Genomic DNA, 14,645 nt, shown 5'->3' on the forward strand with positions numbered 1-14,645 from the left:
CATGCCCGGCGCCACGGCCGCTCACCGGTCGAACCGGATCAGGTCGTCCAGCAGCCTGGCCGCCCACACCGGCGGTGGTCCCGCGGGCCGCTCCGGATCCCCGCGCCCGGCCGGCGCCTCCTCGGCGCCCGGCGCGTCACCGATGTCGTACAGGAACAGATCGGCCAGCAGTCGGCGGCGGGTGCTGCGCAGGTCGTTCCACGCCTGCTGGGTCTGGGGCGACATCAGGCCCCTGCCCAGCAGTTCGAAGGCCACGTCCTGCATCTCTTCGTGTGTCGTCCACGGTGTGACGCCCACCGGGGCCAGCGCCGCGTAGGGCGACGTACGGGCCGGGCCGCCGGCCGGATCCTCGATCAGCATGTGCCGTCCTCCTCGTGCCCCGGGCCCCGCAGGGTGTCGCGCCAGCCATGGACCGCCTTCAGCAGGAAGCCACGGATCCGCTCCGAGGACGGATCCGTGCGGACCGCGTGGATCAGCAGGTGCACGGCCACCGCCGGGTCGCCCTGCTGCTCCCGCTTGTGCCGCGCCCGCTCCACGAGGTTCTCCGCCAGCGCGGCGGGATCGGTTTCGTTCTCCGGCTTGTCGTGGTGCGTGGCACGTATCAGCTCGGCCAGTCCGTCGATGCCGATCCGCAGCGCCACCAGCCGTTCCAGCGCGTTCAGCGCCTCGGCGAGCGTCTCCCGGTAGTTGTGCGCCAGCTGCTGCCGAAGTCCGGTGTGCAGCAGGCCGATCGCCTCCTCCAGCAGCCCCAACTGCTCCACGGGGTCACTGGTGCGCTCGTCCAGCGTGTACACCAGGGCCCGGACCAGATTGCCGCGTGCGTGGCCCGACTCCGGGTTCAGCTCCAGCGCCCGCCGCAGGTCGGCCTCACCGGCCGGAGCGTCCAGGGGCAGGCCGTACCGCGCGCGCGTGGAGGCGCGCCACACGCCGCGCATCGACAGGATCAGCGACAACTGGGCGTCCAGCTGGGCCGCCAACTCCCGGGCGAGCGGCTGCAGCACCGGCTTGACCTGTTCGATCAGCGCCACCGCCTCGTCCAGGGCGGCGTCCCGTTGCTCGCCCGGCGTGTCGATCAGCGCCTCGACACGGCCGAGCACCATCTGGACGACCGCTCCCGTGATACGGCCCTGCATCCCGGCGTTCGTCGCCGCAGTCACCGCCTGCCCCCAGTGCTCCACGGCCCGGCTGAGCCCGCCCAGGCCGCTGGTGAGGGCCGCCTGGGCCAGCGCGAGCCGGGCATGCACCGCGAGCGCCGCACCGTCCTGCACGAACCGCGCCCGCCTGCGCGGCAGTTGGAGATACGCCGGGTCGCCGCGCACGAAGCCCTCGCAGTGACCGCAGCCCTCGATGTGCGTCCCCGGCGCCACGCCCGGGCCCGCGCAGTCCTGGGGGAGATCGGGAAGCGCGGCCAGCTCGGGCAGCGCCCCGAGCGCCTCCTCGAACCGGTGCGCCTCCGCCAGCGCGTACGCCCCGGCCAGCGCCGAGAACGCCCAGCGCAGTCGGCGTACGGTGAACTCGCCCGGATCGTGGCCGTGTTGGGCGGCCGTGCTCAGCTCGGCCACCCGCTCGGCCAGCGGCACCTCCAGCCGCAGCATGTGCAGGTACTGGGGCCCGCAGGCGAGCGCGACGGCCGTACCCGGCACCGTCGGCAGCCCGCCGACCTCCTTGAGAACCCGCGCCCCGCCCAGCTCCGCCTCGAACAGCGTGGTCAACCGCCGGTATGCGGCGGCCTGTTCGGGCCGGTCCTGGTCGGTGTGTGTCTCCTCGCCCGCCGCCAGCCGGTCGGACAGCCGCAGGCTGAGGTCCCGGCGCAGCCGCGCCAGGTCGTCGGGCGACACGGCGCGCTGGTAGCAGCCAGCGCGTTCGGTGCGCCAGCCGTCCCAGTAGCCCTCGTCGCTCAGCAGCGCGGCCCAGTACGCGAGCGCCTGCTCCCAGGCCCGAACCGCGTGCTCCCAGGCGCCGCTGTGCTCCAGCTCCCGCGCCTGCCACAGCCGGGCCACGGCCAGCCCGTGCACCACCGCCATGTCGCCGGGCGTGCCCGTCAGCCGCTCCTCCCAGGCCGTCACGGCCGCCTCCCGGCCGCGGGCGAGCAGAAGCAGCAGCGGGGCGTCCCTCGGGAACCGCTCGCAGAGGGCCACGAGCGGGTCGGGCCCGTCGCCCGGTGCGAGGTGCGCGACCGCCTCGCGGACCGCGGCCGGGGCGTGCCACCGGTACAGCAGCGCGTCCAGCTCCAGCCGCCGCGCGGGCACCCGCAGCCGGTCCCAGGCCACCCGCTCCGGCCAGGTCCAGCTCGTGTCCTGGCGCTCCATCAGCGTGAACGACACCTCGTTCACCACGTCCATCGACGAGCCGGGGCCCACGCCCGCGTCCCGCAGGGCCAGATACGGGAACGTCTCGTCCTGCAGCGCGAACGGATCCGCCACCAGCGGCTCGCCGATCGCGCCGTCGACCCAGGCCAGCCGCAGCACCCCGCGCAGCCGCGCCGCCTGCGCACGGGCCCCCTCGTGAGCCCCGCCGGCCCGCTCGTACGCCTCGGCGGCCGCCGCGAACCGGCCCTGCTCCTCCAGCAGCCGGCCCTCGCCGTGGGCGAGCCGCGCCTCGGCGTCCCGGTAGGGCCCGCTCGCGCGGAAGGCGTCCACCGCCCGGTGCCAGTCCCGCCGGCTCTCCGTCAGCCGGCCCCGCGCATAGGCGGCGACCCGGGGCGCGTCGGCGTGAGCGCGCAGCGCGTCGGCACTGCGGCACGCCTCCTCCCAGTCGCCCTCGGCCTCGGCGAGCCGGGCCCGCGCGTACTGGGCGCGTACCGCGGCGTCGGCGAAACCGCCGTCGTCGGCGAAGGCGTCCGCCAGCTCCCCGTACGCCTCCCGGACGGCCCGCCACTGCTCGGCGCCCTCGGCGACCGCCTCCGCGACCCGCGCCTCGGCGTAGCGGCAGCGCGGCGCCACATCGGCATGGCTCCCGGGCAGCGCACGGTAGGCGGCCAGCGCCTCCCGCCACGCCTCGTCGCGCTCGTGCAGCCGCGCCAGCACATAGCCGTGCAGCCGCGCGAACTCCTCGTCGTCCTCGGAATACGGCTCGAACAGGCCCCGGGCACGCTCCAGTTCGGCCTGGCTCAGTGCGTGCAGCCCGGTCGCCTTGCGGCGCAGCAGGCCCACCGCCCCGTCCAGTGCCTCGTCCGGTACGTCGTCCAGGTGGCCAAGCACCGACGTCCAGGTGTCCTCCCTGGCAGCCTCCTGCAGTTCGGCGAGCCGTGCGCGCGCGTACCTGCGCCGGTGGCCGACATCGCCGTCCGCGTGGCTGTCCGGCAGCCCGCCGAAGTCCTCGACGACGGCTCTCCAGTCGCCGCGCGCGGCGGCCGACCGGCCCTGTGCGTACAGCCGCAGCGCGGCGGCCGGCTCGGGGAAGTCGTGGATACGGTCCGGGACTTCGGCGAAGTGCTCCTGAGCCGTGTCCCACTCCTGGCACAGGGCCGAGGACCGTCCGAGGGCGTAGTGCCGCCGGGCGGGCGCGTCGGGGTGCAGCGCGTCGTCGTACGCCGCGGCCGCCGCGTCCCACTCGCCGGCCGCCTCCGCGACCCGGCCCTCGGCGAACCGGCACTGGGCCCTGGTGTCCTCGTACGTGTCCGGCAACAGCCGCAGACACTCCAGCGCCCGAGCCCACTCACCCGACTCCGCGGCGACGGCCGCACTTTCGCGCACCCGCTCCCGCAACTCCGGGATCCAGGACCCGGGATCCGGCAGACCGTCCGCCGGCCCGGCCGGCATGTCCGCCTCTTCGGCCTCCACTCGCAGCCCGGCGGCCGCCTCCATACAAGCCAGTGCCTCGGGCCAGACACCGTCCTTGGCGGCCGCGCGGCCACGGGCGTGATGGGCCCGCAGGAGGGCGTCGTCGAAGCCGACGGCCACGGAGAACCCCTCGGCCGCCTCCTCCCATCTCTCCTGGACCTCGGCGACGCGCGCGGCGGCGTAGGCGAGCCAGGCGGGAAGGCCGGGGCAGTGCAGGCGCGACGGGGCGCCGGCGCTCACCCCGTGGGCGACGGCCGCGCTGGGCTGCGCGTGCCCGTTCACGCCTCCGGCCGTCGCGTCCCGCCGTACGTCCGGAGCCGTCGCGGCGGCGTCCGCGTACCGCGTCGTCGCCTCCTCGAACGCCTCGTGGGCCGTGCCCCAGTCGCCGGCCAGGGCAGCCGCCCGGCCGCGGGCGTGGGACGCACGGGCCGCGGCGTCGTACAGCTGCGGGCAGCGCGCGTAGGCGTCCGCCGCGGCGGACCAGTCACCGGCCTTCTCCGCGGTGCGGCCCTGCACGTAGGCCGCTCCCGCCAGCGCCGGACCGTGATCGTGCCGCAGGCCGAGGGCCTGACCGTAGGCGACGGACGCGATCGCCCAGTCGCCCCCTTCGCACGCCGTGGTCGCGCGTTCGCACGCGTCGGCCAGCGCCAGCTCGTTGGTGGCCGCGTCGCGCAGCCGTACGGCGTCACCGAACCCGGCGGGCCGCTCGGCCAGGACCTCCTCGCACAGGGCGAGGGTGCCGGCCCAGTCCGCTGCCCGCACCGCCGCGTGAGCCTGCTGCAACAGCGCGGTGAGCCGGGCGAGTTCCAGCACCTCCAGGTCCAGGACGGGCAGCCAGGCCTGCTCGCCGTGCGGCAGCGCGGCCCGGACCCCGGCCAGCGCATGCTGCGCCGCCGGGGCTTCCTCCGCCGTGAGCAGCTCGCACAGTCCCTGCACCTTCGCCCAGGCCAGCTCGTACGCGGCCTCCTGCCGCAACAGCTCCTGCTCCTCGCGGAACAGCCGGGTGTCGGTGGCGAGGATGTTGCGCACCCCCTCCCACTCCCGGCACAGCCGCTGGAAACGGGCCGCCTCGATCAGCTGGGCCGAATCCACGTCTCCGAAGGGGTCGTTGAAGGCCTTCAGCGCCTCGGCGCCCTGCCGCAGCGGATCGTGCGCCGCACGCTCGCCGTCGCGTACCCCCTTCGCCTTGAACAGCCAGCCGTGCCGGCACTCCTCGTGCAGGAACAGCGCCGGAACCGCCCACTCGGTGGCGGTGTGCCCGGACTGGTACGAGATGCTGCGGCGGGCATACGCCATCGCCTCGTCGATCGTCTGGTTGGCTGCGATCTTCTTGAGCAGCGCGGGTCCGAAGAGCCCCGCCGACCGGTCGCTCACCCGCCCGTGCATCGCCACCACGGCCGGCACCCCGCCACCTATCAGCGCCTGGGCGAGCCCCGAGAACGGCTCCGTGTGCGAACTGTCCGCCCCCGAACAGAGGTTGAGCACCGCCAGACGCAGCCGGGGCGCCCTCAGCAGCATGCCGCTGAGCAGGTCGGAGGGCACGTGGTCGGTGCGGCCGTCCGGAGTCTCAAGGTGCACCATGCCCTTGCCGAGCCCGGTGTCGTACGAACCGTGGGCGATCAGCAAAACGGCCGTCGGCAGATCCGAGCGCTCGCCCAGCGCGCTCTCCAGACGGTCCCGAGTGGCCCGACGCACCAAGGTCGTCTCCACGGCCACCTGCGGCAACTCCCGTAAAAGATGGGCGACTTCGTCTTCGCCGACCGGCAGTTCCCCGCCGTCCGGCGAGGCGTGCACGACCAGGAGCCGGATCTTGCTCGGCGCGTCCTCCGGGTCGGGCAGCCGTCGGCCGATCGGACCGCCCGGCAGCGAGCGCACCAGCGACAGACCGTCGTGCAGGGCCGTCGACTGGCCCGGCCGGGCGGCGGGCGCGCACAGCGCCTCCAGCGGCAGCGACCGCAGGGCGGGCGGCAGATCGAAGCGCAGCCGCAGTCCGCGCGCCGGCTGCATGCGCCGCACCTGCGTGTGTGCCGCGTCCAAGCACTCCGCGGCCCGCCTGCCCAGCAGCAGACCGAAGACGTCCCGTCCCAGGTCGCGCAGTCGGGACGCGGTGTCCTGGTCGCCCAGGGGCGCGAGGCCGAGCTCGGCCTCGATCAGCTGCTCCAGCCGCTCGCGGTACGCCTCGGGCCGGTCGCCCACCGCCAGCACCTCCGCGGCGCCGCCTGCCCCGCTGACCGTCAGCACATGACGATGTACGCCCGTCTGGCGCACCCGGAAGCGCAGTTCCTCGTACTCCATCACTGCGGCAGTCCCCCGATCCGCCCCTGCTCCAACTCCGAGTGAACCAGGGCGAGATCGGATTCCACCAGATCCCGTAGCCGAGTGAGTTCAGGATCCCCGGGAAAGTGCGCCAACGCGGCCGTGACCTGGTCCAGCGCCTCCTGCAGCCTGTTCCTGCACCCCACGAGGCTTCCCGACCACCGCATGCGTGCGCCGAGGATGCGGAGTACGACGCCCAGGTTGGCCTGCGCCCTGTGCAGATGCGGGTTGAGCTCGACCGCACGACGCAGGTCTCTGGCCGGGCCTTCCAGCCGGCTCATGTCACGGTTGGCCTGCGTGATGCCCCGGTCGGTCAGCACGCGCGCCAACTGCCCTTTCAAGCGGTCGGGTTGACTGTCCCTGAGCAGGGTGTACGCGGCCTCCAGCGTCGCGCCCGCCGCGACGATGTCGCCGGCCCGGTGCAGCGCCTTGGCCGCGCCGAGCGCCGTGTCGGCGACGATCCCCTCGACCTCGGCGCCCTGCCCGATGGCCTCGGCATGCACGAGCGCCTTCTGCCAACCGGCCTCGGCCCTGCGGACGTCGGGCCTGGCCGGGGTCAACGCCGCCCGCGCCTGCGCCAGTCGTGCCGCCAGCGCCAGTGCCCGCCCGTCCCGCAGCAACAGCGCGTGCCTGCCGGCCTGTCCGACGTAGGCCGGGTTGCGCCGGTCGAAGTGAACGCAGTCGGGTTCACAGACGGGGGCACGGGCGGGCCGGCTCCGAGCGGACCCGGAGGGCGCCGGAGTGTGCCCCGGGACGGCGGCGGGCGTGCTGTCGGGCTGCTCGCCCGCGTGCGTCCCGGTGATTTGTGCGGGGTGGGTCGTGGGTCCTCCCGTGGCGGCGGGGACGCGGTTCGGCTGTTCGGCGCCGTGCTGCCTGCCGTCGGCGCCGCTTCTTCCCCGGACTCGGCAACTCGGGCAGCGGAGGCCGGACAGGGCGTCCAGCGCTTCCCCGGGGCGGTCGAGACGGAGCAGGGCCTGAGCGAAGCCGATATGGGAGAAGGACTGACGCAGCGCCGGTGCCGCCTCGCCCGCCGCAGCGACGAACGCGCCCAGCTCCGGTTCCCTGCCCAGCTCCACGATCCGTAACGGCCCGCAGACCAGGGGCGCGGAACGGGTCGCGAGCGGCAGCCCGCCGGACTCCGCCAGCAGGCGCGCCGCCTCGATCTCGCGATTCAGCAGCGCCTCGGGGGAGGTCCGGTCACCGGCCTCCGGCGCGGGCATTCGGGCTTCGAGTCGGGCCTGGAGGTCGGCCCGGAGCGCGGCGAGGGTCTTGTCGTCGACGCTCACTCCATACCGCTGCGCCGCTTCGCCGCGCCGGTGCTCCCAGAAGACGGCGTCGTGCAAGAGGCCGGCCCACGCCGCGACACACCGCGCCCAGGCGTGGGCCACGTCCACACCACTGCCGCCGTTGCCACCGCCGACACCGGACGCACCAGGTATCCGGAGGGTCCGGCTGCCTGCTTCGCGCGGACTGCCTGCGCTGCCTGTGCTGCCCGCGCTGCTTGTGCCGGCTGCGCGAGGCGCGCCGGCTGTGCGGACTTCGTCGGCCCTTCGTCGCGGCCCGGTCACACCGGTCGATGAGGTGTGCTCACCGTCTCCGGTGCCGGTACCTGCCGCGCCGTTCTCGCTCGGCCCGCCCGCCGGCGCCACCGTGTCGCCCACGCCCCCTGTCCCGCCCCTGTCGGCGCCGCCGTGCCCGTCTGCGTCGGGGGCCGGTGCCTGCCAGGCCATCACCGCCAAGGTGTGGGCGAGGTGACGGTCGGTGGGCGCGGAGCGCGACGCGGTGGCGAGTATCGCGAGCCCGTCCTCGCGGCGGCCGCTCAGACAGAGGGCCACCGCGTGGGGTACGGCGAACTCCCTTTCACCAGGGTCGAGTTGGCGCGCCCGGTCGAGGAGCGCCACGGCTCGGCTCCAGTCGGCGGCAGCCCGGGAGCGCCCCTGCGGCCCGGTGGCCCGGGCACGCTCCATGGCGGAGCGTGCAGCCGCGCCCAGCAGCCGGGCGACGTCATGCGCCGTGGCCCCGGACAGGGCAGCCAGCACCCAGCGGGCCTCCGCGTCCAAGGCGCCGACGCGCTCAGCGGACCGTAAGTCGGCGAGCGCGTCGGCGGGGCGGCCGAGCCGTACGCGGACATAGGCACGCTGCACGAGCGCCGGACCGTCCCCGTCCCACCGCTCCACGACCTCCGTGAACCTCAACTCGGCCAGCTCGTAGGCACCTTGCTGATGCGCGCCCCGGTGAGCGGCCGAACAGCCCAGCCAGTACAGCGGATCCCGGTCCACCGGTCGCAACCGCGCCGCCCGCCTGAACTCCTTCTCAGCCCACCCGGTTTCCCCCGCATCGAGCAACAGCCGCCCCAGCCCGACATGCGCCCGCGCGGCCAGCCGATCGGGAGAGCCATCGGTCTCCCTTTCCGGGCTGCCGTCTACCGGCGTCCCGTCGTCCGCCGGTACGGCGTCAGGCCAGGTCCGCTCGGCTGAGGCCGCGTCTCCTTCGCTCCCCGGCTCGGGGTTGCCGTCCTCCGGCGTCCCGGGGCCCGCCGGCCCCGCACCAGGCAAAGCCTGCCCCGCTGCGGCCGCATCTGCCGTGGCCCCTGGCTCCGGGCTGGCGTCCTCCAGCGGGCCGACCCGCTCCAGGACCGCGCGGAAGGCATGTTCCGCTCCCGTCAGGTCCCCGGTGGACAGAAGGGCCTCGCCCTGGTCGCAGTCCTGTCGGAGCCGGTTCAGTTCGCCGGGCTGCATCTGGTTCTCGGCCCCCGATCCGTGGTGCACCTCGTCGCAGGCCATGTCGTCGCCGCGCCTCAGCCCGCCGCCTCGTCCAGCTCGGACCGCCACCTGCCGAGCGCGCGGTCGTAGTGGAGGGGCCCGACGGCGAACCGGCTCAGATCGAGCGCCGCCAACTGCTCGTACGCGCCCTGCGGCAGATCCGCCTCCAGGACGATCCGCAGCCTGGTCCGCTCGTCGTGCAGCACCAGTGGGCGGGGGGCCTGAACCAGCGCGGCGTCGTCGCGCCCGGCCAGGCGCCCCACGAGGCCCTTCAGCGCCCGGTAGCCGTCCTTCACCGCCTCACCGCCCAGCCCACTGAGGAAGGCCTGCAGGGGCAGCGACGCCAGGACCAGCCACTGGAGTTCGGCCGGGCCGCGATGATCGATCGTCCGCCGGACTCGGAGCGCGGGCGCACCCAACTCGGCGAATCCCGCGGTCAGTTCCCGCTCCAGCTCCGCGGACACGTCGTGGGTGAGCAGCAGTTCCGCGCGCAGCGGTGTCTCGGTCATGACGGCCTACCTCCCCCGGGCCGCTACGGCCGGTCGGCTTCCATGTGGCGCCCGAGCCTAGGCCCCACGGATCGCCGTCCGCCACCTGAACGGCCTTGCCTCCACCCCTACTTGCCAGTACTGCCACAGCCCCGGTCAGCGCACCTGCGCGGGTAGAGGTGGTAGGGGTGGTAGGGGTGAACTTCACAAGAGTCCGTCGGGACTCCCAAAATCACTCCTGATTCACGCGATGGTGTGATCATGTCCGGCCCCGCGGATGAGCCCCGAGGGCCACGGGTAGGGCCCCGGCCATGACGCAGCAGCCCTTCGAACTCCCGCACTTCTACATGCCGTACCCCGCGCGGCTGAACCCACATGTCGACGAGGCGCGTGCCCATTCGACCGAGTGGGCACGCGGGATGGGCATGCTGGAGGGGTCCGGGATCTGGGAGCAGTCCGACCTCGAAGCACACGACTACGGCCTGCTCTGCGCATACACCCACCCCGAATGCGACGGCCCGGCCCTCTCCCTGATCACCGACTGGTACGTGTGGGTCTTCTTCTTCGACGACCACTTCCTGGAGACCTTCAAGCGCACCCAGGACCGCGTCGGCGGCAAGGCCTACCTCGACCGGCTGCCGCTGTTCATGCCCATGGACCTGTCGACTGCGATGCCCGAGCCGCAGAACCCGGTGGAGGCCGGCCTCGCCGACCTGTGGACACGCACGGTGCCGTCGATGTCCGCCGACTGGCGCCAGCGCTTCGCCGTAGCCACCGAGCACCTCCTCAACGAGTCGCTGTGGGAGCTGTCCAACATCAACGAGGGGCGGATCGCCAACCCCGTCGAGTACATCGAGATGCGCCGCAAGGTGGGCGGCGCACCCTGGTCGGCCGGGCTGGTGGAGTACGCGACGGCCGAAGTCCCGGCATCCGTCGCGCGGTCGAGGCCGCTGCGCGTGCTGATGGAGACGTTCTCCGACGCCGTCCATCTGCGCAACGACCTGTTCTCCTACCAGCGCGAGGTGGAGGACGAGGGCGAGCTCAGCAACGGCGTGCTGGTTCTGGAGACGTTCTTCGGCTGCACCACGCAGGAGGCCGCCGACACCGTCAACGACGTCCTCACCTCCCGGCTCCACCAGTTCGAGCACACCGCGCTCACCGAAGTGCCCGCGGTGGCACTCGAGACGGGCCTCGCCCCGCCCGAGGTCACCGCCGTCGCCAAGTACACACAGGGCCTGCAGGACTGGCAGTCCGGCGGCCACGAGTGGCACATGCGCTCCAGCCGCTACATGAACGCCCGCGCGCGGTCCACGAATCCGTGGCACGGCCTGACCGGGCCCGGCACCTCCGCCGCGGATGTCGGCGCCCTCCTCGCGGCGGCCGGGGCCGAGCGCCTGCGCGCACACACGCACGTGCCGTTCCAGAAGGTCGGCCCGTCTTTGCTGCCCGACTTCCACATGCCCTACGAGGTGGAACTGAGCCCGCACCTGGACGGCGCCCGGCACCGGCTCACCGACTGGGCGCACGACACGGGCATCCTCCAGGAGGGCGTCTGGGACGAGGACAAGCTGGCCTCCTGCGACCTTCCGCTCTGCGCGGCGGGCCTCGATCCGGACGCGACGCCGGAAGCCCTGGACCTCAGCTCGCAGTGGCTGGCCTGGGGCACGTACGGGGACGACTACTATCCGCTCGTCTTCGGCCACCGACGCGACCTGGCCGCCGCCAGGCTGACCACACAGCGTCTGTCGGACTGCATGCCGGTCGACGGTCAGCAGCCCCTCGTCCCGGTCAACGGCATGGAACGCGGCCTGATCGACCTGTGGGTACGCACGACCGCGGAGATGACCCCGGACCAACGGCGCACGCTCAAGGCCGCGGTGGACGTGATGACCGAGAGCTGGGTGTGGGAGCTCTCCAACCAGCTGCAGAACCGCATCCCCGACCCGGTCGACTACCTGGAGATGCGCCGCGCCACCTTCGGCTCCGACCTCACCATGAGCCTGTGCCGGATGGGCCACGGCCCCGCCGTACCGCCCGAGGTCTACCGCAGCGGCCCCCTGCGCTCCCTGGAGAACGCGGCCGCGGACTACGCATGCCTGGTCAACGACGTCTTCTCGTACCAGAAGGAGATCGAGTACGAGGGCGAGATCCACAACGCCGTCCTCGTCGTACAGAACTTCTTCGGCATCGACTACCCGACCGCACTCTCCGTCATCCATGACCTGATGACCCAGCGCATGCAGCAGTTCGAGCACGTCGCCGCGCACGAACTGCCCATCACCTATGACGACTTCGGCCTTTCGGAGGAGGCCCGCGAGATCATGGCCGGCTATGTGACGGACCTGCAGAACTGGATGGCGGGCATTCTCAACTGGCATCGGCAGGTGGACCGTTACAAGTCCGACTACCTGTCCCGCCGCACCCACACCTTCCTGCCGGACCAGCCACCCTCGGCAATGCCCGCAGGCCACACACGCTGACTCTCGGCCTGTGCCACGTGTGCCACCGCGGCTCGCGCCGGTGCCCGGACCATCGGGTGCGGGTGCGGGCGCGAGCCGTCGCCGTACCCCTTCGGGCCCGAAGGGCGAGGCCGTCCCGGGTGCGTCCGGGGACCCCCGGTTCCCGGCCGCACCTGACCGCGGGTCAGTCTCACTCGTTCGTGGCTCGTCGCGCGCCGAAGCCCCGGGTAGCACTCCAGTCGGAGGCGATCCATGGAACAGACTGCGTTGCGTCCCAAGCCGATGCCCGGCCGGGAACCCGGCGGTGGTGGCAAGCCCGGCACCGCCCGGCGCCCGCACGCCGCGCGACGGCGTGGCCGACGCCTCAGGGCCCTGGCGTTCGGCCTGTTCGTCGGGGCGGTCCTGGTGCTGGCCGGGGTCGGTCTCGGCACGGTCGGCGCCACGGTCATCGGCCTGAGCAAACTCGCCGACCTGCAGCATCAGACACCGAGGCAGCCTTCTGCCGCGCCCCACCCCAGCACATCGGCCCAGGCCCAGGCCTCACCCGCGTCCCCGGCACCGCCCGCCGCGACCCTGGGCCTGGAGGCCGTCGACGCCGAGAAGGCGGGAGCGCTGGTCGTCGGCGTCCACATCCCCGGCCCGGGCTACTCGGCGGGCCTGGTCCGCGGTGACGTACTCCTCGCGTTCGGAAGGACCCGTGTCGACTCGGCCGCCGACCTCGCCCGCGCCGTCGCACACGCCCGCTCCGGTTCCGCGACCACCCTGACTGTCCGTCATCGCAGCGGCGGCTACCAGCAGTTGACCGCCGTACCGGGAATCGTCACATGACCGGCCGGAGGCCTCCGTCGACCGGGTGCGGGAAGGCCGGGTGGGAGAAGGGCTGATACGCCGGGAAAAACAGTGGCCCGACCCCGCGGCACCGACCACGATGATCCTCATGCTGAGCACCCTCCTCGCCTTCCTCGGCGCCTGCACCTGACCGCCGCCTCGCCCGGCCCCAGCACCGTGCTGATCATCAAGCAGTCGCTGCGCAGCAGACGCTCCGGCTTCCTCACCGTGCTCGGCAACGAGACCGGCGTCTTCGGCCGGGGCGTCGTCGCAGCGTTCGGCCTGACCGCGCTGCCGGCGGCGTCCGAAGCGGCGTACGCCGTGATGCGGATCGTCGGCGCGGTCGTCCTGGTGGGCTTCGGCATCCAGGCATTGCGGCAGGCGCGGCGCACGGGTGGTACCGCGGGAGGCTGGGAGAGCGAGGAGAAGAGCGGCTGGGCCGCCCACCGTGGCGGGCCGCTGCTCAACCTCGCCAACCCCAAGGCGGCGATCTTCGCCATGTCCTTCCTGCCGCAGTTCGTCTCCGACGGCGCCCCCCACCTGCCGCGATGGTGGCGCTCGCCGCTCTCCGGGCCGTCTACGAGGTCGGCTACCACGGCCTGTATGTGTGGTTCGTCGGCCGGATGAGGGCCAGTCCTGTCCCGCGCCGGGGTGCGCCGCCGCCTGGAGCAGGTCTCCGGGGGCGTGCTGCTCCTCGGTGTCCGTCTCGCCCTGGAAAGCCGACGCCGCGGCCCGGTGAAGCACCCGAAAGATCCGCAGACCGGTCGCGCGGCCCTCTCTGTCCGGGCAGGATGCTGCCCGTAGTCCCTTGTGGTCCCTACACTCGCCCCGGGAGGACCGGATGACCGGCAGCACGAGCGCGCCCTTCACCGCCGACGACTACCGGGCCCGCATGGACCGCGCCGCGGGTGCCGCCGCCGAGGCCGGTCTCGCCGGGCTCCTGGTGGCACCGGGGCCGGACCTGGTGTGGCTCACCGGATACGCCCCCACCGCGGCCACCGAACGGCTCACCCTGCTGGTTCTCGCGCAGGGGCGGGCCCCCGTCCTGGTCGTCCCCACGCTGGAGGCCCCGGACGCGGCGAAGGCGGTCGGCGCGTCCGCACTGAACCTGCGTGACTGGACCGACGGCAAGGACCCCTACGCCGCGACCGCCGCCCTGCTCGACAGCACCGGCCGCTTCGGCGTCAGTGACAACGCCTGGGCGATGCACCTGCTCGGCCTGCAGCGCGCGCTGCCCGGCACCGCCTACGCGGCCCTCTCCGAGGCCCTGCCGATGCTGCGCGCCGTCAAGGACGCGGTGGAACTGGACCTGATGGCGGCCGCGGGCGCGGCCGCGGACGCGACGTTCGAGGAGATCAGGAAGGTTCCCTTCGCCGGCCGCCTGGAGTCCGAGGTCGGCGCCGACCTCGCCGGGCTGCTGCGGCGGTTCGGCCACTCACAGGTCGACTTCACCATCGTCGCCTCCGGCCCGAACGGCGCCAACCCGCACCATGAGGTGGGCGAGCGCGTCATCGAGCGCGGCGACATGGTCGTGCTTGACTTCGGCGGCCTCAGGGACGGCTACGGGTCCGACACCTCCCGCACGGTCCACGTCGGCGAGCCCACCGACGAGGAACGGCGGGTGCACGACCTGGTGCGCGAGGCCCAGGAGGCGGGCTTCCGGGCGGTGCGGCCCGGTGCCGCCTGCCAGGAGGTCGACCGTGCGGCCCGTGCGGTGATCGCCGACGCCGGGTACGGCGAGTACTTCATCCACCGCACCGGGCACGGCATCGGCGTCACCACGCACGAGCCGCCCTACATGATCGAGGGCGAACGGCAGCCCCTCGTGCCCGGCATGTGCTTCTCCGTGGAGCCCGGTGTGTATCTGCCCGGCCGTTTCGGTGTGCGCATCGAGGACATCGTGACGGTCACCGAGGACGGCGGCCGCCGCCTCAACAACACCGACCGCGAGATGGTCATAGTGGACTGAGCCACCTTAAGGAGCCCCCGTCCACCCTCGAGTGACAACGG

General features: G+C 73.4%; 7 protein-coding genes and 1 pseudogene. 4 read left to right on the top strand and 4 right to left on the bottom strand.

The genetic code is table 11. From position 1 onward, the window contains the following. Positions 1-21: 21 nt before the first annotated feature. From OOK07_RS34020 to OOK07_RS34035, 4 genes are read right to left on the bottom strand one after another with little or no spacing between them, the layout of a single operon-like run. Entirely contained in the window at positions 22-360 is a 339-nt protein-coding gene (locus OOK07_RS34020; RefSeq protein ID WP_266685650.1) for a hypothetical protein, read from the bottom strand. Next, positions 354-6,077: a CHAT domain-containing protein gene (locus tag OOK07_RS34025; RefSeq protein WP_266800293.1), complete on the bottom strand. Its 5,724-nt coding sequence runs from the start codon at positions 6,075-6,077 to the stop codon at positions 354-356. Before OOK07_RS34025 ends, OOK07_RS34020 begins: the two co-directional genes overlap by 7 nt. Further along, entirely contained in the window at positions 6,077-8,881 is a 2,805-nt protein-coding gene (locus OOK07_RS34030) for a hypothetical protein (RefSeq protein WP_266800294.1), read from the bottom strand. The genes OOK07_RS34025 and OOK07_RS34030 overlap by 1 nt, the downstream gene beginning before the upstream one ends. A 14-nt stretch (positions 8,882-8,895) precedes the next feature. Then, positions 8,896-9,369: a hypothetical protein gene (locus tag OOK07_RS34035; protein WP_266800295.1), complete on the bottom strand. Its 474-nt coding sequence runs from the start codon at positions 9,367-9,369 to the stop codon at positions 8,896-8,898. Positions 9,370-9,659: 290 nt separating this feature from the next. Here OOK07_RS34035 and cyc2 point away from each other — a divergent pair, with 290 nt between their 5' ends. From cyc2 to OOK07_RS34055, 4 genes and pseudogenes are all read left to right on the top strand, one after another. Continuing rightward, positions 9,660-11,828, top strand: a complete 2,169-nt coding sequence (gene cyc2, locus OOK07_RS34040) for a germacradienol/geosmin synthase Cyc2 (protein ID WP_266800296.1) — start codon at positions 9,660-9,662, stop codon at positions 11,826-11,828. A 231-nt stretch (positions 11,829-12,059) separates the two neighbouring features. Next, entirely contained in the window at positions 12,060-12,635 is a 576-nt protein-coding gene (locus tag OOK07_RS34045) for a PDZ domain-containing protein (RefSeq protein WP_266800298.1), read from the top strand. Positions 12,636-12,744: 109 nt separating this feature from the next. After that, positions 12,745-13,355: pseudogene (locus tag OOK07_RS34050) on the top strand (LysE family translocator); the annotation flags it as partial. 121 nt (positions 13,356-13,476) lie between these two features. Continuing rightward, a complete protein-coding gene (locus OOK07_RS34055) occupies positions 13,477-14,604 on the top strand; it encodes an aminopeptidase P family protein (protein ID WP_266800299.1) in 1,128 nt (375 codons plus the stop codon). Positions 14,605-14,645: the final 41 nt, after the last annotated feature.

Origin of the sequence: Streptomyces sp. NBC_00078 (genome assembly GCF_026343335.1) — a bacterium.
Taxonomy (GTDB): domain Bacteria; phylum Actinomycetota; class Actinomycetes; order Streptomycetales; family Streptomycetaceae; genus Streptomyces.

Excerpts from the sequence above, each read along its gene's own strand:
- OOK07_RS34020 (WP_266685650.1), bottom strand. The coding sequence starts at position 360 with ATGCTGATCGAGGATCCGGCCGGCGGCCCGGCCCGTACGTCGCCCTAC.
- OOK07_RS34025 (WP_266800293.1), bottom strand. The coding sequence starts at position 6,077 with ATGGAGTACGAGGAACTGCGCTTCCGGGTGCGCCAGACGGGCGTACAT.
- OOK07_RS34030 (WP_266800294.1), bottom strand. The coding sequence starts at position 8,881 with ATGGCCTGCGACGAGGTGCACCACGGATCGGGGGCCGAGAACCAGATG.
- OOK07_RS34035 (WP_266800295.1), bottom strand. The coding sequence starts at position 9,369 with ATGACCGAGACACCGCTGCGCGCGGAACTGCTGCTCACCCACGACGTG.
- cyc2 (WP_266800296.1), top strand. The coding sequence starts at position 9,660 with ATGACGCAGCAGCCCTTCGAACTCCCGCACTTCTACATGCCGTACCCC.
- OOK07_RS34045 (WP_266800298.1), top strand. The coding sequence starts at position 12,060 with ATGGAACAGACTGCGTTGCGTCCCAAGCCGATGCCCGGCCGGGAACCC.
- OOK07_RS34055 (WP_266800299.1), top strand. The coding sequence starts at position 13,477 with ATGACCGGCAGCACGAGCGCGCCCTTCACCGCCGACGACTACCGGGCC.